The organism is Psychrobacillus sp. FSL K6-2836, from assembly GCF_038003085.1.
Classification (GTDB): Bacteria; Bacillota; Bacilli; order Bacillales_A; family Planococcaceae; genus Psychrobacillus.
The window spans coordinates 1,981,636-2,002,012 of record NZ_JBBOOM010000001.1 but is presented as its reverse complement, the minus strand read 5'-3'; the positions used below and the strand labels follow the sequence as shown (position 1 = coordinate 2,002,012).

The window sequence follows — 20,377 nt, the reverse complement described above, 5'->3', positions numbered from 1 at the left end:
CAGACTGGATTAATTTTCTCGCTTTGCATGCAACATGAAAAAGAAAAAGAACAAGCATCCTGATGAATGCTTGTTTTTGCATATCTTATTTTTGCCAAGGTGGATTGAAAGATACATAAGTTCCTGCTATAAAGTCATGAATTGCTCGTTTATCTTCGCGAATCCCCACCATAAAGGCACTAACAATAATACCTATGCCAAAGGTAAACGCATAGAGAATACCGGCAATTAAATGCCGTTTAATCATTGTCCAAAAACTGACATCTGTATCATCTAAATTCACAATGCGAATACCAAGAATTTTCTTTCCAATAGTGTATCCTACCCAAAATACAGGAAGTAATATGAAATATAAATACGACCCTAAAGTTGTAAACCATGTATCACTTTCTCCAAGCAGAAGATAACTAATAATGGCTAGTGGTATACCAATAATAATGCCATCCAAAAAACTGGCACCAAATCTTATCCAAAAACCGGCCGGGTTCAATACATTTCAACTCCTTTCTAATACCTATAATGCAGAGTCATCCACGCTATTTAAATATTCCTCAATCGAACCAATTACTGATTCTACACAACCATCCTCAAAAGGAGAGATTAAATTTGCTTCTGCTACTAATTTAGTGAAAGACTTCGAACCGCCAAGCTGGCAAAGATGTAAATAATCCTTCCAAGCAGCGTCGTGATCCTCTCTCGAGCGTTTCCAAAATTGGAACGCACAGATTTGAGCGAGTGTGTAGTCGATGTAATAGAATGGACTAGCATAAATATGTGCTTGGCGCTGCCAGAACCCACCAGTCTCGTAATAACTATTGCCATCATAATTTAGATGAGGTAAATATATTTCCTCGATTTTTTTCCAAGCAGCTTTACGTTCAGCAGGAGTCATCTCCGGATTTTCGTATACAGCATGTTGGAATTCATCCACTGCAACTCCGTAAGGTAGGAAAAGAAGTCCGCTACTTAAATGAGCAAATTTATATTTGTCGGTTTGATCCTTAAAGAACAGCTCCATCCAAGGCCACGTAAAGAATTCCATACTCATCGAATGAATCTCACAAGACTCGTATGTTGGCCATACATACTCTGGGATACCTATATTACGACTTGTGTACACTTGGAAGGCATGACCTGCCTCATGTGTGAGTACATCAATATCACCAGATGTTCCATTGAAATTAGAGAAGATATATGGTGATTCGTAATTATCGATAAACGTGCAATACCCACCAGCCTCTTTGCCTTTTTTCGCAACTAAATCCATCAAATCACGGTCGATCATAAACTGGAAGAACTCAGCGGTTTCAGGAGACAGCTCCTCATACATTTTCTTCCCATTTTCAACAATCCACTCGGGAGAACCTTGTGGAGTTGCATTACCACTTAGGAAGTTAAAAGGTTCATCATAATACTTCAGACTGTCTACTCCAATACGTTTTGCCTGACGTTCATAAAGCTTAGTCGCAACAGGAACAATAAAATCACGGACCTGATCACGGAATTTTTTAACCATTTCTGCATTGTAATCAATACGGTTCATACGAATATAGCCGAGTTCTACAAAGTTCTTGTACCCAAGAGTTGTTGCTATTTCATGACGTACTTTTACTAGTTGATCATAGAGATCATCAAATTTTGCTTCATTTTTATGGAAAAATCCACTACTGGTCTCTTTCGCCTTTTTACGAATATCACGATCTGTCGATTCAGCATATGGTCCGAGCTGAGCAAGTGTTAATGTTTCACCATTGAATTCCACCTGTGCAGAAGCAACTAGCTTCGAATAGTCGGATGCAAGCTTGTTTTCTTTTTGCATAAGAGAAATGATTTCTGGTGAGAATGCCTTAATTTGGTAATCAGCCAAATCAAAAAGCTGATTCCCCCATTTATTTTCCAGTTCATCCCGAAATGGGGATTCAACCAAAGCCTTGTAATATTCAGTAATCATTTCTTCAATTTCAGGATTTGTTTCATCAAAGTAGTCACGCTCTTTTTGATAGAACTCATCATTAGTATCTATAGATGCACGTATATAAACTAAGTTTGCATGTGTAGAATAATCATTGCGAAATGTATTGATATTCTCAATTGCTTCATTCTGTTCTTCCACCGATGATGCTTCTTTAAATTTTGTTAATAACACTTGAAATGTAGCTTTGTCTTGTTCTAAATTTGGACGTTTATACTCATAGTCCTTAAATGTAACCATTTGTATTCCCCTCTCTCTCGTTTCGATTACCGAAACGTCTTATTTATATTGTTTATTATTTTCAGAAAAATTGCAACCACATTTTTACATATTGATATTTTATAAACATTATTATATAATGTTTATAAAATAATAAACAAAGAAAGGTTTTGTTTGCTTGTGGAAGTATCGGAATTACTATGGAATGCATCTTCAGAACAATTGAAGAAAGGCTATATAGAAGAGGAAGAAATGTATGTATGCCTTATGTGCGGAAGTAAAGTAGAAAAAGGGTTGATTTATCCAAAGAATAATATGTTATATGAGGCAGAAAAATTCATGAAGTGTCATATTGAGACAGAGCATGAATCTGTTTTTCATTATCTAATAGGGTTAAACAAAAAACTGACCGGGTTAACTGATCATCAAAATAGCCTATTACGCCTGTTTTATGAGGGTAGAAGCGATGCAGAAATACAGACAGAATTAGGAATTGGAAGCTCCTCAACGATTCGTAATCATCGATTCGTGTTAAAAGAGAAGGAAAGACAAGCAAAAGTATTTTTAGCGATGATGGAATTGTTAAAGGAGAAGGACAATCATGCGCCAACATTTTTGCCCCTTCATAAAACAGCGACAATGGTTGACGATCGGTATAACATCACACAAGGGGAGCAAGAAGATGTTGTAAAGAAATTTTTCCCGGATGGAACAGATGGGCCTCTTATGAAATTCCCACGGAAAGAGAAGCAAAAACTAGCAACCTTGCGGGTTCTTATCCAAAGATTTGAACCAGGAAAAAAATACACAGAAAAAGAAATAAATCATGTTTTAAAGAATGCTTATGAAGATTTCGTAACACTAAGACGTTACTTAATAGAATATGGGTTTCTAGATAGAAAAGAAGATGGTAGTGCGTATTGGGTAAAAAACTAAACTAGAAGGATGGAATATAAATGGATCGCAAGAAAGAGCTAAAACAAGAATATAAAGAAATAAAAATAGAGGGTGGAATTTACGTTATCACAAACAAACAAAATGGTAAAAAGTTTGTGGCATCTACACCTAACTTTAAGACATTGAACGGAACCAAATTCACGCTAGAAAGTGGGCTACACACAAACAAAGAGCTACAAAAAGAATGGTCCGAATATGGCAAAGACAATTTTGACATGGAGCATGTAGAGGTTTTAAAAAAAGAAGCAAATGAAAACCGCATAGATAAGAAAAAACTAGAAAAGTTATTGGAGAAATGGCTAGATAAACTACAGCCCTATGGTGAAAAAGGATATCATTCCAAAAGCTAACGAACTAGCAAAGACAGGGTGGTTTAACTTTGAATATTGAATGCACAAGATTTCGAGTGAAGGAAGGTAAAACTAGTAAAGTAAATGAATGGTTAGCTTTTTTGAATGAGCATATGGAGGAAGTATTAGTTACTCTTGAAGGTGAAAAAATGTATATAGAAACGATTTTTAGAGAATTTATAAACGAACATGAATATCTTTATTGGTATTCTGTGCAGGGACAAGGTGGACAGACTGTGGAAGAATCCAAGCATTGGATTGATACGAAACACCTTGCCTATTGGGAAGAATGTATAGATACATCATATCGAGCGGTAGATCTGCAAACAGAAGTAGTAATGATTCCTAATCGAATACGGGATTCTATGAAATAAGCTATAAGATGGGTGTGAAGAAAGTAAACGCAATACTTTCTTTACACCCATCTGCAATCATTTTCCTAAAATATATGCCTTTAACAATGCCATACGTTCTCGCATACGAACCTTAAGTTCCACAACCTTTGGGGTCTTAGCAGCCACAACGTCCGATTCCCAATCGAGCTTGCTTGCTAGTATCTTGGCACGTTGCAAATGGTAGTCACTTGTAATAATCGTTACTGAGTTAATATTACTTGGCAATATTTCTTGTGAATACAATAGATTTTCATACGTAGAAGTCGCTTTATCCTCTAAGAGGAGTCGATCTGCCTCTATTCCATTCTCCAATAGAAAATCCCTCATTACGACAGCTTCTTCGATATCTTCATCGGGACCCCTTCCTCCCGAAAGAACTAATTTTACATGTGGATACACTTGGGCATATGCAAGTGCTGCATCTAATCGATACTGCAAAGCTAAGGAAGGGATATTCCCTTTCTTCACTTTGGCACCCAGCACAATGGCGTATTCATTAGTTCCGTCTGCTTTAGGGTCTAGACCATCCTCGAGCCACTTACTCGTGAGCAACCAAATTCCAGCCCCACTAGAAACAACAATTATTAATGGGATAAGCACTATCCACCTCATTTTAATCTTCATAACCTTCACTCATTTCATACAGATGGTTTTTTCCTACGTAAAAAAGTGGAGATTTTCATTTCCTCTCTTCGCATTAAACGACGGAAATTTTCGATATGTAAAACAACTGCCATCAAAAATAGAAAACCAGCAATAGCCATTGGTCCAATTCCTTCCGCAAACCAAATAGAGGCACCGATAAAAACAAAGTAAAAAACAAATACACCAATTAATAAATAGTCCGTTATAAATGTAGTGCCGATTAATAATATAAGTCCGATTAAACCAAGCGGCCAGCTAAGAGCAAGTAGCACTCCGATAAGGGTTGCGGTCCCTTTTCCGCCTTTAAACTTAGTATAAAGAGGGAAATTATGACCGAGTATTACAGCAGCACTTGCACTATATAGCAGTACATCCTGTTCAGCTAACGAAAAGTCTGCGTACTCAACCATCCAGAATCGGACCGCAATTACGACGATTACTCCTTTTAAAATATCAATAATTGCAACTAAAATACCATATTTTGCGCCGAGAACAATAGCGGCGTTTGAAGCACCAGAGTTCTTTAAACCTTCTTTTTTAATATTTACGCCGCTAAGATATTGCGCTATTTTAGAACCATGAATGGATCCAATCAGATAACTAATAACGAGGATACAAATCAATGAAATGACCATTTTCTCACCTCCCACTAACTTCAATATATTAAACGAACGAAAAGATAAGAAGTTTCAGATTCTCAAAATATGGGTAGCTCAATCAAGAATAAGTATGCATTTAAAAATGGAAGGTAATGCCAGCTCCGTCAGCAATTATATTGCAAAATCACTTTGAATAATTTATTATAGAACTATAACGTTATGGTTTGGAGTGATTTAATTGGGAAAGAGAAATTAAAAATTGGTGAATTAGCTGAGAAAACTGGTATAACTAAACGTACAATTGATTACTATACAACTCTTGGGTTATTAAAAGCTGAACGTTCTCCTTCAAATTATCGATACTATTCTTGCGAAGCCATTGATAGATTAAGAATCATCGAAGACAAGAAGTCGGCTGGTATGTCCTTAGAAGACATTAAACATGAGTTAGAAAAAGACTCGGTAGAAGAAATAGATATACATGAAATTCGATTACACATGAAATATTTAGAAAAAGAAGTTTCACACCTGATAGAGCAAATCAATAACAAAGAAGAAAACACACAACACACGATTAAACAAAAGGTCTCTTCAGAAAGCGTTGCTTTAATGCAATCACTACTATTACTTATCACTTAGGAGGTGAAGTCTTACTTTAATAGGTAAGACAACTTATTGACCATATTAAATTTAACAATCTTTGTAATATTACTAGCATTAACCGGATTCTTTGTAGCAACAGAATTTGCGATTGTAAAAGTACGACAATCAAGAATTGATCAAATTGTTGCGGAAGGTCGTAAAGGATCACTTGCTGCAAAACATGTAACCACACATTTAGATGAATATTTATCAGCCTGTCAGTTAGGAATTACGGTTACAGCTCTTGGTATTGGTATGGTAGGTGAATCGACATTCGAATTCATTTTACATCCTTTATTTGCAAGCATCGGTATTGGTACAGATTATATTCACTATTTCACTATTGGTGGCGCATTTGCAATTGCAACTTTTTTGCACGTAGTTGTCGGAGAATTGGCACCTAAAACGGTGGCAATTCAAAAGGCTGAAGCAGTGACACTAGTTTTTGCGAAGCCAATAATGATTTTCTACAAAATTTTGTATCCATTTATTTGGTTTTTAAATGGATCTGCACGGGTTTTAGTTGGTCTATTCGGTATGAAACCAGCTTCTGAACACGAGTTGTCGCATACGGAGGAAGAGCTTCGTCTCTTGCTTGCTGATAGCTACAAAAGCGGTGAGATTAATCAGAACGAATTAAAATATGTTAATAATGTCTTTGAATTTGATGATCGTATTGCTCGTGAAATTATGGTACCCCGTACTAAAATTATTGGATTTGAAAAAAAATCTACTTTCCATGATGTATTAACCATTATTTCAGAAGAGCGCTATACACGATATCCTGTCTATGAAGGAGATCGAGACAATATAATCGGTTTTATTAATATTAAAGACTTTTTGACACAAGGTATTAACAATCGAATTACATCAGAGTCCTTCGATATAGAAAAGTTTATGAATCCTGTCATAAATACAATTGAGTCAACTCCTATCAATGACTTGTTATTGAAAATGCAAAAAGAACGTACACATATAGCTATTCTTTTGGATGAGTACGGTGGTACATCAGGGCTTGTAACAGTAGAAGATATTTTAGAAGAAATTGTTGGAGAAATTCGCGATGAATACGATGGTGATGAAATTGCAGATATTCGCAAGTTAGCAGATGGCCATTATATTATTCATACAAATGTTTTACTTAACGATGTAGCAAAATTGTTAAGGATTAATTTAGAAAATCCTGATGTAGATACTATTGGTGGCTGGTATTACACACAAGATATTGAACTAGCAGAGGAAAATCATATTGAACAAGGTGGCTATATATTTTCAATTTATGAAAAAGAAGATAATCAATTAAGTTTTATAGAAGTGAAAAAAACTACTACTTTTGCATAGAAGAAAGAAAATTTTCTAGTGCCAGGTTCTAAGGAAATTCTGAGTTATTTCAGAACCTAATATCACAATAGTTTTTTAATTTTTCAAAAAAATGTTGACAAATAGTTTGATAGAAATCTATACTTTGTAACAAGATGGAAAACTAAATCTAATACTCTTATCAAGAGTGGCGGAGGGAATAGGCCCTACGATGCCCGGCAACCAACAAGTTCTCGACTTGGAAAGGTGCTAAATCCTACAAATTCTAAAACGAATTTGGAAGATAAGAGGAGGAACATGCGAACTTGCACCCTCTTCTTAAATGAAGAGGGTTTTTGTATGTTCTAACCCTCCCTCGCCTCCATAAGCGTCCATCTAAACTACATTTTAGGAGGAATTCAAATGACAAATCTTCAAAAAGAAACACTACTTTTACACGGTGGCCAACAACCAGATCCAGTGACAGGCTCACGAGCAGTACCTATTCACAAGACAACATCCTTCGTATTCAAAAATACAGAGCATGCGCAAAATCTATTTGCTCTTGCGGAATCAGGTAATATCTATTCTCGTATTACGAATCCAACTGTAGATGTGTTTGAACAACGAATTGCATTATTAGAAGGGGGTACAGCAGCAGTTGCACTTTCTTCTGGAATGGCTGCTATCGCATTTTCTATTCTAAATATTGCAGGAGCAGGGGACGAAATTATTGCCGCTGAAAATTTATACGGTGGTACATTTAATTTATTTGCCCATACATTGCCGAGGTATGGAATTACAGTTAAGTTTGTAGATTCAACGGATCCAGAAAATTTCCGAGCAGCAGTTACGGATAAAACAAAAGCATTTTTTGCTGAAATCATCGGGAACCCAAGCTTAAATGTATTAGATGTAGAAAACGTTGCAGCCATTGCCAACGAAGTAGGTGTTCCATTATTGGTTGATAGCACATTTGCTACTCCTTATGGATCAAATCCGATTAAACACGGTGCACACGTAGTAATTCACTCGGCAACTAAGTGGATTGGCGGTCATGGTACAACTATCGGTGGAGTAGTGGTAGATGGAGGGAATTTTAACTGGGATTCAGAGAAATTCCCTGGATTCACTCAGCCGGATGTGACCTATCATGGTTTAAGATATGGAATAGATGTTCCGAGTGTAGCATTCGCAGTGAAATTACGCGTTCAATTGCTTCGTGATTTTGGTCCAACTTTAAGTCCTGAAGCAGCTTTCTCCTTTCTACAAGGATTAGAAACACTTCACCTACGTGTACCAAAGCACAATGAAAATGCCCAGAAAATTGCTGATTACTTAGAAAATAACGAAGAAGTGACTTGGGTTAACTACTTAGGTTTAGAAAGTCATCCTTCACATGAGCTTGCAAAAAAATACTTACAGAACGGTTTTGGCTCCATCTTAACTTTTGGAGTAAAAGGAGGTAAAGAAGCAGGACGTAATATTATCGACAATATTGAAATTTGGTCTCATGTAGCTAATGTTGGGGATGCCAAATCACTAATAATCCACCCTGCATCTACAACACATCAGCAGTTAACTCCAGAGGACTTGGTTAAATCAGGAGTTACAGAAGATTTAATCCGCTTGTCAGTTGGACTAGAGGCGGTCGAAGATTTACAGGCTGCACTTGATAAAGTACTCGTAGGAAAAACAAATGTCCTCTCTAGATAGAATTTTGTTGATAACTGAGTGAAAATGGGCTACAATATGTAAAATAGTTCTTCGTATATAATTGCGATTATGAATTTTACTAATAGAAGCAAATTGGAACTCAATTGTGCGGATTCATTTGGAGGAGATAGCATGGCGACTATAAAAGCAGCAATCCTAGGTTTCGGAACAGTCGGGCAAGGGATTTACCACATTGTAAATGAAAAAAGAGAAGATCTTAAAAAGTCTTTAGGATTAGACTTAGAAATTAGTGCTATTCTCGTAAACAACGTTGGAAAAGAAAGAATAGCTACACCGGGTGTCTTAGTTACTGATAACTTCGAGGATATTATCAATATTCCTGGGCTCCAAGTAGTATTCGAGGCAATTGTAAATGAGGAACCGGCATATAACTACTTATGTAGAGCGATTGATAAAGGCTGTCACGTAATAACGGCAAATAAAGTAATGTTTTCCAAATATAGTATCCCATTGCATGAGCGTGCAAAGTCTCGTGGAGTATTTATCGGATACGAAGCAACAACAGCAGGCGGAGTTCCAGTTATTAAAACGTTGAAAAATTTACTACAAGTAAACTCAGTAAAAAGAATTCAAGGGATCTTAAATGGTACGTCGAATTATATTTTGACACAAATGAGACAGGATGAATGTCAATTTGATGATGCATTAAAAGAGGCGCAGGACCTTGGCTATGCAGAAGCAGATCCATATAACGACGTGTCCGGGCAAGACGCATTCCGTAAACTGATGATTTTAAGTGCCCTAGCATTTAAAAAACAGCCTAATTGGAACGATGTTCGCGTAGTGGGTATTGATGAAATCTCATTAGAGGATGTTCGTAAAGCGAAGGAACAAGGATTACGTTACCGGCATGTGGCAGAAATTGAGCAAGACGAAAACGGAGAACTATACGCTTCCGTTGGACCACAACTAGTAGGACCAGATCATCCTTTATACTCAATCGAAGGAGTAAACAACGCAGTTGCTCTAGATACAAATTATATTGGAACATTAACATTAGTCGGTCCTGGAGCTGGAATGTATCCAACGGCAAGTGTGATGGTAGAGGATTATGCAGAAATAATTGGGAAACGAGCAGGATTCTTTATTACAATATAGAAATGCGAAAGCGCCTATGTTAGCCTCGACAAGCGTTGGAAGAAGGACGGTAAAGGCTTCCTTTGCCTTTAACCGACATTCTGAAACGACTCGAGAGGCAAGGCGCAGCAGCTGGACAATGTAGAAATGCGAAAGTGCCTAATTTTGTTTAATAAAAAAGGACATTCTCCTCATTTGGAGAACGTCCTTTTGCTTTGTATTAATCTTCGTCTTTAACATCAATATCATCTGGGATTGGAGTATTTCGCCATTCGTCGATTTGCCGTTTCAAGTCCTCAAGCTGCTGTAAGTGCGTTTCAAATTGAGCGCTATTTACGTAATACTCTTCTCCATCGAAAATGGCACGGATCTTCTTCTCTGATATATATCGTTTTACCTGATCAATAGGCATTGATAAATAATTCGCAGTTTCTTCTACTGTCATATACATGTAAAATGCCTCCTATCGTTATTAGTATAAGATACGATTGGCGGTAACTCAATATGTGCTATATTTGAAGTAAGAAAATGTAGGAAGGTAGGGGGAAAAACTTGACCGTATTACCATATATATTTGTGTTATTTGGTGCTATTTTGTGGGGCACAACAGGAACTGCACAAACATTCCTACCAGACAGTGCACACCCATTTATCATTAGTGCTGGACGTTCTGCAACGGGGGGATTATTCCTTCTGATCGTTATGGTTTTATTAAAAAAAATTAAATTCCGTTCATGGCCCTGGAAAAAAACGCTCTACGCCGCAATTTGTATTTCATTGTTTCAGCTCTTATTCTTTTCATCGGTTCGTTTGACAGGGGTAGCGATAGCGAGTGTGGTTGCTATCGGAAGTGCTCCAGTGTTTTCAGGTTTAATTGAATGGGCATTTTTAAAGATGCGTCCTACAAAAGTTTGGGGAATTTCCACGGCTCTAGCTATTATTGGCTGTATGTTTTTGTTTATTACAAAAGGTGAAGTGAGCATTAATCCATTAGGAATTTTATACTCATTAGTCGCTGGAATTATTTTTGCTTTGTATACAATGACGAGCAAATCTTTGTTGCAAAAAGAAGAAGCTATATCCGTAGTTGCAATGACCTTCTCGTTTAGCGCATTATTGTTAACACCTTTCTATTTCATATTTGATGTAAGTTGGTTGAAGGATGCTGGAAATGTAGGAATCATTTTTTATTTGGGAATAGCAACCACTAGTATTGCTTATGTATTATACGGATGGGGGCTTCGGAAAATCCCTGCTTCCTCCGCTTTAACTTTGTCCTTGGCAGAACCGACTACGGCAGCTTTACTTGGTGTAATCGTAGTGGGCGAAATTCTGAGCGCAACATCTTGGGTAGGGATTGGTCTATTGCTTGGGAGTATAGCTATTTTAACGTTTGGGAGTAAAGCTAATAGCGTACAGAAAGAAAATGAAGGTAAAATGTCTTTCTAGATAGAACTAAATAAAAAAACAAAAGACTGTTCCGAGAAATATCGGAGCGGTCTTTCTTATACGTAAAAATTGTTTTTAATATTCGAAAACGTGGTGTCAGTGAGTATCGTCTATTAGTTAAAGGCTAGGTTAGGGGAGTGTGAGATGAATCGTTTTATGGAAGAGCAGCAATTTCAACAGGTTATGAAAGAATATACCGATTATTTGTTAAGGCTTGCCTATTTGTATATAAAAGATTGGTCGGCTGCTGAGGATATAGTACAGGATGTGTTTTTAACCTATTATCAAAAATTTGAGCAGTTTGGAGAACGTGCCTCATTGAAAACCTATTTAGCAAAAATAACAATCAATAAATGTAAGGATTACTTAAAAAGTTGGCGATATCGTAAGCAAGTGTTGACGAATAACTTTTTTAATCCTTCAAAAAAGGGCAGAGACCGAATCATAGAAGAAGATGAAAAGTTAGAACTTGCAGATGCAGTGTTACGGCTACCGGTAAAGTATCGAGAAGTCATTATCTATTACTATTTTGAAGAATTATCCGTGTTAGAGATTTCTCAACTGCTGTCAATCCCAGACAATACCATAAAGACAAGGCTAAGAAAAGCGCGATCACTTTTAAAGATTCAATTGAAAGAGAACGATTGGGAGGTGCTAATCCATGAATGAAGTTAAACAACAGTTGCTAACCAAAATGGGAGATACATCAGAACGTGTAAAACGGATTCAACAGCAAGTGAACTTAAAAAAAACAAAAAAACCTAAAGAAAATAAGGAACGATGGGCGTACTATGGAATATTCGTAACATTTATAGGGTTACTCACATTTAGCGGATATTTTTTACCTTCCAAGTTAACAAATGAAAATGGTCAAATAACCGAACCAGAGTTAGTCGTTCCTACTGAAGATGATACAGAAAATGAAATGTTCTTAGAAAAAGGGGATTATTACGACGAACTAAAACAATATTTTCCTCCTCATGGTGCGGAGGCAGTATATTTAGGTGGCTTCGAAAATGGTGGAAGTACTACTCAAACGTATTGGTTGGATGATCATTATGTTCAACAGGTTATTAGTAATGATGGTGGGAGTGTAGAACGTGTTTATCGATTAGACAGAAATCAGACCGAAATTGTATATGAAGAGATGGTGGATGATGTATCAGGGCGATTGCAATGGTCAAGTGAGGAATTGAACAAACTTCCCCAAGGAGAGCTTTTTTTAGAAGCTCCTTTGGAAATAGGAGATGAGTATGGTGATTGGACTGTTGTGAATACTTCAGGACAGGTGACCACGGCTTATGGTGAATTTGAAAATGTATTAATACTCGAAAGCATAAAGGAAGACTATCGAATGAGAAGGTATTATGTCCCAGGTTTTGGTGAGGTGAAATGGGAATATGATTTTCTGGATGAGAAAAGCGGTAAATATGAATCGATGATTAACACGGACTTAACTACTTTCACTTTAACGGAAGAAGAGGTAATAACTCCTGCTCATTTCGATGTGAAAAATGAAAGTAATTATGAACTTACTTTTCATTCTCCTTGGATACCTTCACCAAATGGTAAACAGCAAGTAACAATTGAAGGAATATATGCACAGGCAGGGGAAGAGGGAGAAGATATATTAGTTATAGAAAACTTGGAAACGGATGAATCTACTATTTTTAAATTGAAAGATAATGAGCACGGTCAATATACTCCTAAGAAAGTAGAGTGGATTGATGAAGACAGAATGTTCGTCATCATAGGAAATGCATATGGGATGGTAACAATGGGGGGGAAATTATATGTGCTAAATATTAAAGATAATATTGTTAGTCCAATAATTACGGACCTACCGCCAAAAGAGGAGATTATGACTGTTAAAGTCAATCAAGATGGTACATTCACTTATGAGAAACATGTGTACGACACAGATGCTATGGAACAAAGCGAAAGCCATGTGGAGGAAGGGACACTTCCTATTCCTGAATTTAAATAGATGTGCTTGTTTTACTAACAACTATTAGATTTGAAACTTTTTGTGGAAATTTCCGTAAATATACTAACAATATATGTAGGAAAGAGTGAGAATTTGAGAACCCTTACTGTAGCTAAAATTTTTTTTCAAGTAGTTAGTCTAGTTATTTTGGCAGCCATATTGGTATCACAAAAATTCAATCTGATGCCATTCGCTTTCGGTCTCTTAATAATATTATTTACACTATCAGGTTACGAACAAATAAAATTTAAGAAAAACTTAGCTAATGGGCTAACTATATTGAGTGCAGCTGTTATTACTATTTTTTTGGTGGGGTTTAGTTTTTTATAAAAGGATAGTAAAGGACGAGGACGAATATATAGATATAAATTAATCTTGAGGGGGGGATTATCATCGCCGAAATAATCTTTTACTTTCTACTGCTGATGCCATTAAACGCAGCACTTATTTGGAGTTATTACTATCCAAAAGAAAGTTTATTATTCGGAAAACGATGGATGTACAAGGAAGATCCTGAATTATCGGAAGGTGCTATTAGATATACAAAAGTTGCTTCTTTAATTAGTTTAATCGTGATAGCTTTAATGTTTTTTATTTCGATAGTTATCTATGTCATAGGAAAGCTTATGTGAATAATCATCAGTAGCTAAAAAGGGGAGGGTGTGACGTGGGTCATGCCCTCCCTAAAACCAGCCTTGCTACTGTTCTGTAGACCGTCTAGCTTTAGGAGGCGCGCTTAAATGTTCATGTATTAATAGCCATTCATCGTGAATTTTCACAAATACATTGGTAGCTCTTCCTTCACCACTGGTGTAAGCTCCGTTAATATAACCCTCGTAAAAATAAGTATAGATACATGAAGCAGATGAATCACCTTTGAAAAGCCATTTAACTTCTCGTGCTTCATAATTCTCATCACTTATATAAGTCCAAGCATTCTCAAAATATGACTGTATTTCTTGGTGATTAATACAAGTTTTATTTGAGAAAAAATACATAGCCTCAGGGTGCAAAATTTTTCGGACTTCTTCAAAGTCATGTGTGTTCGTTGCTTTAATATACTTATGCAATATTTCCATTATTACCCTCCTTAACGTATTAAGTTAATATTACGTAAAACTACTAATTTAGACAATTCTTTATAGGTTTTGGATCAAGAAACTATTACCAACTATTTTAATAATCACTTGGGGCTATTTGAGTTTAAAACCCCAACGCAGTACGAACATCAGTGATATAAGACTGACTCACAGGCAACTCGGTCCCATCCTGTAACTGTACTAATAAATTGGAAGAAAAATCGCGGACGATTCGGTCAATGAATGAAACATTTACAATATAAGAGCGATGGATCCGTAAAAAGCTATCGGGTAGTCGTAGTTGTAAATCTTTCAGGGGGATACTTATTTTATAAGGTTCCTTATTGGCATAGAACCATGTCTTTTTTTGGAGACTTTCTATATGGGAAACTTTTTCGATTGGGATAGGCTTCCACTCATCCTCTTGCTTCCCGGTCAAAAACTTATAAGGAGAAGTAATAGGTACTGCGTGATGAGGAGGGAGTATAACAACTAATGCAGCCTTCTCTCCGTTAATTTCTATCGGATATCCTATTCCGTAATATGGTACCTGAAATAATGTGTCCACCAGTACAGCTTCTGTTCTACATCCTTTTTTTAGTACTAAATCTGCAATACTATTAGTTTGGATTTTTTGTCCTTCTTTTACATGAAGATCATGTGCCCCTGCCAAATAATAAATATATTGATCCCCTGCTGCTATAGCAATAGAGGCTTCTTTCGGAACCCATTCCTCCATTATTAAACTGTACTGTTTTAGTTGTTCCCTTCTAAAATCCACTAGCACACCCCCGAAATTATATATTCTGCATTCGTCATTCTAATTCTTCATTCATCCTTAAAAAATGATCATTCATCCAAAAACCAATACAAGAAATATCATTGTGTTATATATTAGATTACAAGAAAAGGGACTGTTATGATACAGTAAAAAAGTCGTATTTTAAAATAATGTTCCTACAAAAAATATTAAGGGGTGTGTGTAAATGTCAAAAAGACAACAACAGGTAGAAGAGCTTCAACAACAATGGCAAGAGGAAGGTCGTTGGAACGGAATTGAACGTCCATATTCAGCAGAGGATGTAGTGAAACTACGAGGATCTGTCATCATTGAACAAACATTAGCTCGTAAAGGAGCAAATCGTTTATGGAAGTCACTTCACCAAGAAGACTTCATCAATGCCCTAGGAGCTTTAACGGGTAACCAGGCAGTTCAACAGGTAAAGGCTGGTCTTCAAGCAATTTATTTAAGTGGTTGGCAAGTGGCTGCAGATGCCAACCTTTCGGGTCAAATGTATCCGGACCAAAGTTTATACCCAGCAAACAGTGTCCCGGCAGTAGTTAAGCGCATTAACCAAGCGTTACAACGTGCAGATCAGATCGATCAGGCAGAAGGTAGAGAAGATGAGTTCGACTGGTTCGCACCTATTATTGCAGACGCGGAAGCTGGATTTGGTGGACCATTAAATGTCTTCGAATTAATGAAAGGGATGATTGAAGCTGGAGCAGCTGGCGTACATTTAGAAGATCAGCTTGCTTCTGAAAAGAAGTGTGGTCACCTTGGAGGGAAGGTTCTTCTGCCAACTCAAAATGCTATTCGTAATTTAGTATCAGCTCGACTAGCAGCAGATGTAATGGGTGTACCGACTGTACTAATTGCACGTACTGATGCAGATGCTGCAGATATGGTTACAAGTGACATTGACCCACGTGATGCAGATTTCTTAACGGGCGAAAGAACACCTGAGGGATTCTTCAAAACAAAACCAGGAATCGACCAAGCAATCGCACGGGGCTTAGCGTATGCACCATATGCGGATCTTATATGGTGTGAAACGTCTCATCCAAGTTTAGAGGAAGCAAAACAGTTTTCTGACGCTATTCATGCAGAATATCCAGGTAAATTGCTAGCTTACAATTGTTCACCATCATTCAACTGGGAAGCAAACTTAGACCAAGAAACAATTGCAAAATATCAAGTAGAGTTAGGGAAGATGGGGTACAAATTCCAATTCGTAACACTAGCTGGATTCCACGCATTAAACCATAGCATGTTTGAGCTAGCACATGAATATAAAACAAATGGTATGGCTGCTTACTCTAAGCTTCAACAAGCAGAATTCGCAAACGAAGCAAAAGGATACACCGCGACTAAACATCAGCGTGAAGTAGGAACTGGATACTTCGATGAAATTTCACAAATAGTTTCTGGAGGAAATTCTTCTACCACAGCGATGAAAGGCTCTACAGAGGTAGCACAATTTGCTTAAACCAAACATGGAGATGGGAGGTTAACGAGAAATGGAACAAGTAACGACTAAAAGAATTGAAATTGTAGGGAAAGAAGTTGAAGGGATATTCAAAATCTTAACGCCAGAAGCTTTAGATTTCGTAGCTTCCCTCCATCATCTCTTTGATAATAGAAGAAAAGAATTGCTACAGGCACGTCAAGTTCGTCAAGAGAAGTTAGATAACGGTGGAACATTAGACTTTTTACCAGAAACAAAAGCGGTTCGAGAGGGGGATTGGACAATTGCTCCACTCCCAGAGGATTTACAGGATCGCCGCGTCGAAATAACTGGTCCAGTTAATCGTAAAATGGTTATTAATGCATTAAATTCAGGTGCAAAGGTATTTATGGCTTGCTTTGAAGATGCTACTTCACCAACTTGGGAAAATATGATTGAAGGTCAACTCAATATGCGTGATGCTGTTCGCAAAACAATCTCTTATACACAGCCTAACACTGGTAAAGTATATAGCCTGCAAGAGGAAACAGCAGTACTAATCGTACGACCTAGGGGACTGCATCTTTTAGAGAAAAATATACAAATAGATGGTGAGTCAATCTCAGGTAGCTTCTTCGACTTTGGAATTTATTTCTTCCATAATGCAAAAGAAGCAATCTCTCGAGGAACTGGTCCTTACTTCTATTTGCCGAAGCTAGAAAGTCATTTGGAAGCGCGGTTATGGAATGATATTTTCGTATACTCTCAGCAGCAATTGGAGATTCCAAGCGGGACGATTAAGGCAACTGTTTTAATCGAAACGATTATGGCAGCATTCGAAATGGATGAAATATTATACGAGCTTCGTGATCATTCTGCAGGATTAAACTGTGGACGTTGGGATTATATATTTAGTTATATCAAACGACTTCGCAATCAATCACAGGTCATCTTGCCAGACCGAGGTCAAGTGACGATGACATCACCATTTATGCGTGCGTATTCTCAATTATGTATCCAAACCTGTCACCTGCGAAATGCATCTGCCATTGGTGGAATGGCCGCACAAATTCCTATTAAGGGTGATGAAGCAGCAAACACCGCAGCTTTCGCAAAAGTAAGCGAAGACAAACGTAGGGAAGCAACGGACGGTCATGATGGAACATGGGTAGCGCATCCAGGTCTTGTACCCGTCGCTTGGGAGCAATTCGAAGAACTTATGCCTACACCAAACCAAATTCACCGTAAACGGGAGGATGTTCAGGTAAATGCTGAAGATTTACTAGAAGTACCAGAGGGGACCATTACAGAAGAAGGTCTTCGCATGAACTGTAGCGTAGGGGTTCAATATATAGCATCTTGGCTACGTGGAAATGGAGCAGCCCCGATTAATAACTTAATGGAAGATGCTGCAACAGCAGAAATTTCTCGTACACAGGTATGGCAATGGATCAGACATCCAGAAGGAAAAATGGAGGATGGACGTAATATTACAATACCTTTAGTAGAACAAGTATTAACAGAGGAATTAGGAATACTAAAAGCCACATTTGGAAATGAAGCATACGGAAGTGGTCGTTACACAGAAGCGGCGGAGCTATTCCTATCATTAGTAAGAGAAGATGAATTTATCGAATTTCTAACATTGCCAGGCTACGAAAAAATTAGCTAAAAAACGAATCCATTCGAGGAGGTGATTTGCATGAAAACAACTACTCAAGAACTAAATACAAAGCATTGTCGTGAATGTGGATGTGTTATTAATGAGCAAGTAGAATCATCCCTTTACGAGTGCGAACGTTGCATCGGCATGAACGAGGAATAGAGTTGAAAACGAAAAAACCAGTGAGAGCTCTTATGTCCCGCTGGTTTTTTTATGCATTTCACTATTATTATGAACTGACACAAAGTATTATTAACATAAATTAATTGGTGCACGGATATCAAATAATCTTATATAAGGAGATATGATAATATGGCAACAACTGAAAAAGAATTAAGGATTTGTGGCAAAGGGCATAAATATTATAAAAGCAGTGACTGTCCAACCTGCCCTGCCTGTGAGAAAGAAAAAAAGCCTGACAGTGGATTTCTTTCGCTACTCTCTGCACCAGCTAGACGAGCCCTAGAAAATAACGGAATAACTTCTGTGCAGAAACTCTCGGAATTTAGTGAGAAAGAAATTTTGAAATTTCATGGTATAGGTCCTGCTTCATTACCAAAGCTTAGATCTAGTTTAGAGGAAGAGGGTTTATCCTTCAAAAACTAAACTAAAATCACCATACAAAATGCACCGCAAGATCGCGATGCATTTTTTTATGGTTGTTTAGAATCTTATTCAGCAGGATACGTAGTTTGAACGATCTTTTGATCATTTTTTTGTACGTATTCAATGATTAGCTGTGTGCCTTCCTCCAGGTTTTCAAACTGTGGCATTGCCACCTCAGATAGTTGCATTACTTCTGTACCACCATCTAGGTTTTCCACTTCGATGGAGTGAGGATCAACTAGTCCAGTAAAGGTGACCTCCTGTGTTAGAACAACAAGTTTTCCAGGTGTCGTCAGTAATTCATATGCTATTTTTTCTTTTTGCTCATTTAATCCTTCTGCGGTCGACCATACAACTAGTGTATAGGACCCCTGAGGAACTCCAACAAGTTCTTCTTCCAGATTAAGTGGAATCGTCCATTCTTCACCAGTCTGTAGTTTCTTTTCTTGCATTTCCTGTATGAATAATTTATTTGCCGAATAAGTGTAAATAACTGTATTCGCTTTATTTAATAGTTGGAATTCGATTTGCTGACCACTCGACATCTTCAAAACAGTTTCTTTAGATGATTCATTTTTAATCGTAAAAGATCCTTCTCCATCACCTGTTAGGTCTAGTCGTGTAGATAAATGTTCCTCTACAGGGTCACTTCCTGTTGTAGATTCAGTTGCACTGGATCCACAGCTAGCTAAGATAAAGAGAGGGATTGCAAACAGTAAAAACCAACTAATTTTTTTGCCTCTTCTCATGTTGTACACCTCCTATTTACGAATTAGACCATTTTTTAGATAAAAAGTTTCACACGCTAGGAACAATAATTTTTGTAAAAAAAGAGACTGGGACAGAAGTAGAAATTTTATTGGATAAGGAGAAACCTTTACAAAATAATGGATATTTATAAAATTGATTGAAATGGAGTGGCGACTTCTACGGGAATAGCGTGACGCCTGAGACTACAGTCTCAGGGCACGCCCAGGGAAAGTGTCCCTGGAATGGAAATCAGTTTTGTGCACAGCAAAAAAACAGCATTTTTCTCACAGAGAAAAATGCTGTTTTGGGGTTCTGTACCTGCCTCAATTGTTACGCCTTTACAGGACTAAATTCATGAACCCATACAGTCATATGAGGTAACCACGGCATGCCTGGATGATAAGACAGAATGGATTGTTTATAATCTTCTACAGATTCAAAGCCTTCTTGCTTTGCATGATCATCCGTTAATTCACCAAGTGTTTGAATATAAACACGGTCTACAACGAAGGACTGCCCTTGAAGCTCCATTATTTCGCCTACATCTGCATAGCGACCATTACGTCGTGTAGCAGTTTTTTTTCCTTGTAATACTAAAGCAACATCCGATTCCATTGTTACTAATCTTTCAACGGAACATGTCTTTGGAGGTAAATTTGTTTCTTCGTGATTTGTCATCCATAGCCCACCTTATTAAAAAATTTGCTGATTATAACTAAGTGT

The 20,377-nt window shown here is 37.3% G+C and carries 24 protein-coding genes and 1 riboswitch; of the genes, 15 read left to right on the top strand and 9 right to left on the bottom strand.

Annotated elements, in window-relative coordinates; translation table 11 throughout:
* Positions 1-85: 85 nt before the first annotated feature.
* Complete coding sequence (locus tag MKY37_RS09265; RefSeq protein ID WP_340776325.1) at positions 86-490, bottom strand: RDD family protein; 405 nt, start codon at positions 488-490, stop codon at positions 86-88.
* Positions 491-514: 24 nt separating this feature from the next.
* The gene (locus tag MKY37_RS09260) at positions 515-2,212 is read right to left on the bottom strand and encodes a M3 family oligoendopeptidase (RefSeq protein WP_340776323.1); all 1,698 of its coding nucleotides are present in this window, start codon (positions 2,210-2,212) and stop codon (positions 515-517) included.
* Between the two features lie 159 nt (positions 2,213-2,371).
* Between MKY37_RS09260 and MKY37_RS09255 the strand changes: the two genes are divergently transcribed.
* The 3 genes from MKY37_RS09255 to MKY37_RS09245 are packed head-to-tail and all read left to right on the top strand — an operon-like array spanning position 2,372 to position 3,872.
* Complete coding sequence (locus tag MKY37_RS09255) at positions 2,372-3,127, top strand: DUF2087 domain-containing protein (RefSeq protein ID WP_340776321.1); 756 nt, start codon at positions 2,372-2,374, stop codon at positions 3,125-3,127.
* Between the two features lie 20 nt (positions 3,128-3,147).
* Positions 3,148-3,498 carry a GIY-YIG nuclease family protein gene (locus MKY37_RS09250; protein ID WP_340776319.1) on the top strand — a complete coding sequence of 117 codons (351 nt, stop codon included), beginning with the start codon at positions 3,148-3,150 and terminating at the stop codon, positions 3,496-3,498.
* Positions 3,499-3,527: 29 nt separating this feature from the next.
* Positions 3,528-3,872 (top strand): DUF6176 family protein, encoded by a 345-nt coding sequence (locus MKY37_RS09245; protein ID WP_340776316.1) that lies wholly within the window; start codon positions 3,528-3,530, stop codon positions 3,870-3,872.
* Between the two features lie 57 nt (positions 3,873-3,929).
* Here the strand turns inward: MKY37_RS09245 and MKY37_RS09240 are convergent, their stop codons facing one another.
* A complete protein-coding gene (locus tag MKY37_RS09240) occupies positions 3,930-4,517 on the bottom strand; it encodes a YdcF family protein (RefSeq protein WP_340776313.1) in 588 nt (195 codons plus the stop codon).
* 14 nt (positions 4,518-4,531) lie between these two features.
* Complete coding sequence (locus tag MKY37_RS09235) at positions 4,532-5,173, bottom strand: glycerol-3-phosphate acyltransferase (protein ID WP_340776311.1); 642 nt, start codon at positions 5,171-5,173, stop codon at positions 4,532-4,534.
* A 183-nt stretch (positions 5,174-5,356) separates the two neighbouring features.
* Between MKY37_RS09235 and MKY37_RS09230 the strand changes: the two genes are divergently transcribed.
* From MKY37_RS09230 to MKY37_RS09215, 4 genes are all read left to right on the top strand, one after another.
* Complete coding sequence (locus MKY37_RS09230) at positions 5,357-5,776, top strand: MerR family transcriptional regulator (protein WP_340776308.1); 420 nt, start codon at positions 5,357-5,359, stop codon at positions 5,774-5,776.
* Positions 5,777-5,812: 36 nt separating this feature from the next.
* The gene (locus MKY37_RS09225; protein WP_340776305.1) at positions 5,813-7,120 is read left to right on the top strand and encodes a hemolysin family protein; all 1,308 of its coding nucleotides are present in this window, start codon (positions 5,813-5,815) and stop codon (positions 7,118-7,120) included.
* A 154-nt stretch (positions 7,121-7,274) separates the two neighbouring features.
* Positions 7,275-7,389, top strand: a riboswitch (SAM riboswitch).
* A gap of 112 nt (positions 7,390-7,501) precedes the next feature.
* Positions 7,502-8,794: an O-acetylhomoserine aminocarboxypropyltransferase/cysteine synthase family protein gene (locus MKY37_RS09220; protein ID WP_340776302.1), complete on the top strand. Its 1,293-nt coding sequence runs from the start codon at positions 7,502-7,504 to the stop codon at positions 8,792-8,794.
* Between the two features lie 132 nt (positions 8,795-8,926).
* Complete coding sequence (locus MKY37_RS09215; RefSeq protein ID WP_340776300.1) at positions 8,927-9,913, top strand: homoserine dehydrogenase; 987 nt, start codon at positions 8,927-8,929, stop codon at positions 9,911-9,913.
* 199 nt (positions 9,914-10,112) lie between these two features.
* Here MKY37_RS09215 and MKY37_RS09210 read toward each other — a convergent pair whose 3' ends face one another.
* Complete coding sequence (locus MKY37_RS09210) at positions 10,113-10,343, bottom strand: excisionase family DNA-binding protein (RefSeq protein WP_269922789.1); 231 nt, start codon at positions 10,341-10,343, stop codon at positions 10,113-10,115.
* A 101-nt stretch (positions 10,344-10,444) separates the two neighbouring features.
* Between MKY37_RS09210 and MKY37_RS09205 the strand changes: the two genes are divergently transcribed.
* The 4 genes from MKY37_RS09205 to MKY37_RS09190 all read left to right on the top strand — a co-directional run bounded on the left by MKY37_RS09205 (position 10,445) and on the right by MKY37_RS09190 (position 13,960).
* The gene (locus MKY37_RS09205; RefSeq protein ID WP_340776294.1) at positions 10,445-11,341 is read left to right on the top strand and encodes a DMT family transporter; all 897 of its coding nucleotides are present in this window, start codon (positions 10,445-10,447) and stop codon (positions 11,339-11,341) included.
* Positions 11,342-11,485: 144 nt separating this feature from the next.
* Positions 11,486-12,010 (top strand): sigma-70 family RNA polymerase sigma factor, encoded by a 525-nt coding sequence (locus MKY37_RS09200; protein WP_340776292.1) that lies wholly within the window; start codon positions 11,486-11,488, stop codon positions 12,008-12,010.
* On the top strand, positions 12,003-13,328 hold the full coding sequence (locus MKY37_RS09195) for a DUF4652 domain-containing protein (protein WP_340776291.1): 1,326 nt from the start codon (positions 12,003-12,005) through the stop codon (positions 13,326-13,328). The genes MKY37_RS09200 and MKY37_RS09195 overlap by 8 nt, the downstream gene beginning before the upstream one ends.
* Positions 13,329-13,753: 425 nt before the next feature.
* Positions 13,754-13,960 carry a hypothetical protein gene (locus MKY37_RS09190; RefSeq protein ID WP_340776289.1) on the top strand — a complete coding sequence of 69 codons (207 nt, stop codon included), beginning with the start codon at positions 13,754-13,756 and terminating at the stop codon, positions 13,958-13,960.
* A 66-nt stretch (positions 13,961-14,026) separates the two neighbouring features.
* On the opposite strand, the gene MKY37_RS09185 is transcribed toward MKY37_RS09190, so the two are convergent.
* Together MKY37_RS09185 and MKY37_RS09180 are read right to left on the bottom strand one after the other, a co-directional pair.
* Positions 14,027-14,407, bottom strand: coding sequence for a YybH family protein (locus MKY37_RS09185; RefSeq protein ID WP_340776286.1), 381 nt, complete (start codon positions 14,405-14,407; stop codon positions 14,027-14,029).
* 124 nt (positions 14,408-14,531) lie between these two features.
* Positions 14,532-15,188 carry a LytR/AlgR family response regulator transcription factor gene (locus MKY37_RS09180; protein ID WP_340776284.1) on the bottom strand — a complete coding sequence of 219 codons (657 nt, stop codon included), beginning with the start codon at positions 15,186-15,188 and terminating at the stop codon, positions 14,532-14,534.
* 205 nt (positions 15,189-15,393) lie between these two features.
* Here MKY37_RS09180 and aceA point away from each other — a divergent pair, with 205 nt between their 5' ends.
* The 4 genes from aceA to MKY37_RS09160 all read left to right on the top strand — a co-directional run bounded on the left by aceA (position 15,394) and on the right by MKY37_RS09160 (position 18,904).
* Entirely contained in the window at positions 15,394-16,677 is a 1,284-nt protein-coding gene (aceA, locus tag MKY37_RS09175) for an isocitrate lyase (protein ID WP_340776282.1), read from the top strand.
* A 31-nt stretch (positions 16,678-16,708) separates the two neighbouring features.
* Positions 16,709-18,307 carry a malate synthase A gene (aceB, locus tag MKY37_RS09170; RefSeq protein WP_340776280.1) on the top strand — a complete coding sequence of 533 codons (1,599 nt, stop codon included), beginning with the start codon at positions 16,709-16,711 and terminating at the stop codon, positions 18,305-18,307.
* A 30-nt stretch (positions 18,308-18,337) separates the two neighbouring features.
* Entirely contained in the window at positions 18,338-18,460 is a 123-nt protein-coding gene (gene yhfH, locus MKY37_RS09165) for a protein YhfH (protein WP_340776277.1), read from the top strand.
* 150 nt (positions 18,461-18,610) lie between these two features.
* Positions 18,611-18,904: an RNA polymerase alpha subunit C-terminal domain-containing protein gene (locus tag MKY37_RS09160; RefSeq protein ID WP_340776274.1), complete on the top strand. Its 294-nt coding sequence runs from the start codon at positions 18,611-18,613 to the stop codon at positions 18,902-18,904.
* 65 nt (positions 18,905-18,969) lie between these two features.
* Here MKY37_RS09160 and MKY37_RS09155 read toward each other — a convergent pair whose 3' ends face one another.
* Together MKY37_RS09155 and MKY37_RS09150 are read right to left on the bottom strand one after the other, a co-directional pair.
* Positions 18,970-19,653 (bottom strand): BsuPI-related putative proteinase inhibitor, encoded by a 684-nt coding sequence (locus MKY37_RS09155; RefSeq protein WP_340776272.1) that lies wholly within the window; start codon positions 19,651-19,653, stop codon positions 18,970-18,972.
* Between the two features lie 331 nt (positions 19,654-19,984).
* Positions 19,985-20,332 (bottom strand): ASCH domain-containing protein, encoded by a 348-nt coding sequence (locus MKY37_RS09150; protein WP_340776270.1) that lies wholly within the window; start codon positions 20,330-20,332, stop codon positions 19,985-19,987.
* Positions 20,333-20,377 lie beyond the last annotated feature (45 nt).

Excerpts from the sequence above, each read along its gene's own strand:
- MKY37_RS09260 (WP_340776323.1), bottom strand. The coding sequence starts at position 2,212 with ATGGTTACATTTAAGGACTATGAGTATAAACGTCCAAATTTAGAACAA.
- MKY37_RS09250 (WP_340776319.1), top strand. The coding sequence starts at position 3,148 with ATGGATCGCAAGAAAGAGCTAAAACAAGAATATAAAGAAATAAAAATA.
- MKY37_RS09240 (WP_340776313.1), bottom strand. The coding sequence starts at position 4,517 with ATGAAGATTAAAATGAGGTGGATAGTGCTTATCCCATTAATAATTGTT.
- MKY37_RS09235 (WP_340776311.1), bottom strand. The coding sequence starts at position 5,173 with ATGGTCATTTCATTGATTTGTATCCTCGTTATTAGTTATCTGATTGGA.
- MKY37_RS09230 (WP_340776308.1), top strand. The coding sequence starts at position 5,357 with ATGGTTTGGAGTGATTTAATTGGGAAAGAGAAATTAAAAATTGGTGAA.
- MKY37_RS09220 (WP_340776302.1), top strand. The coding sequence starts at position 7,502 with ATGACAAATCTTCAAAAAGAAACACTACTTTTACACGGTGGCCAACAA.
- MKY37_RS09215 (WP_340776300.1), top strand. The coding sequence starts at position 8,927 with ATGGCGACTATAAAAGCAGCAATCCTAGGTTTCGGAACAGTCGGGCAA.
- MKY37_RS09210 (WP_269922789.1), bottom strand. The coding sequence starts at position 10,343 with ATGTATATGACAGTAGAAGAAACTGCGAATTATTTATCAATGCCTATT.
- MKY37_RS09200 (WP_340776292.1), top strand. The coding sequence starts at position 11,486 with ATGAATCGTTTTATGGAAGAGCAGCAATTTCAACAGGTTATGAAAGAA.
- MKY37_RS09195 (WP_340776291.1), top strand. The coding sequence starts at position 12,003 with ATGAATGAAGTTAAACAACAGTTGCTAACCAAAATGGGAGATACATCA.
- MKY37_RS09190 (WP_340776289.1), top strand. The coding sequence starts at position 13,754 with ATGCCATTAAACGCAGCACTTATTTGGAGTTATTACTATCCAAAAGAA.
- MKY37_RS09185 (WP_340776286.1), bottom strand. The coding sequence starts at position 14,407 with ATGGAAATATTGCATAAGTATATTAAAGCAACGAACACACATGACTTT.
- aceA (WP_340776282.1), top strand. The coding sequence starts at position 15,394 with ATGTCAAAAAGACAACAACAGGTAGAAGAGCTTCAACAACAATGGCAA.
- aceB (WP_340776280.1), top strand. The coding sequence starts at position 16,709 with ATGGAACAAGTAACGACTAAAAGAATTGAAATTGTAGGGAAAGAAGTT.
- yhfH (WP_340776277.1), top strand. The coding sequence starts at position 18,338 with ATGAAAACAACTACTCAAGAACTAAATACAAAGCATTGTCGTGAATGT.
- MKY37_RS09160 (WP_340776274.1), top strand. The coding sequence starts at position 18,611 with ATGGCAACAACTGAAAAAGAATTAAGGATTTGTGGCAAAGGGCATAAA.
- MKY37_RS09155 (WP_340776272.1), bottom strand. The coding sequence starts at position 19,653 with ATGAGAAGAGGCAAAAAAATTAGTTGGTTTTTACTGTTTGCAATCCCT.
- MKY37_RS09150 (WP_340776270.1), bottom strand. The coding sequence starts at position 20,332 with ATGACAAATCACGAAGAAACAAATTTACCTCCAAAGACATGTTCCGTT.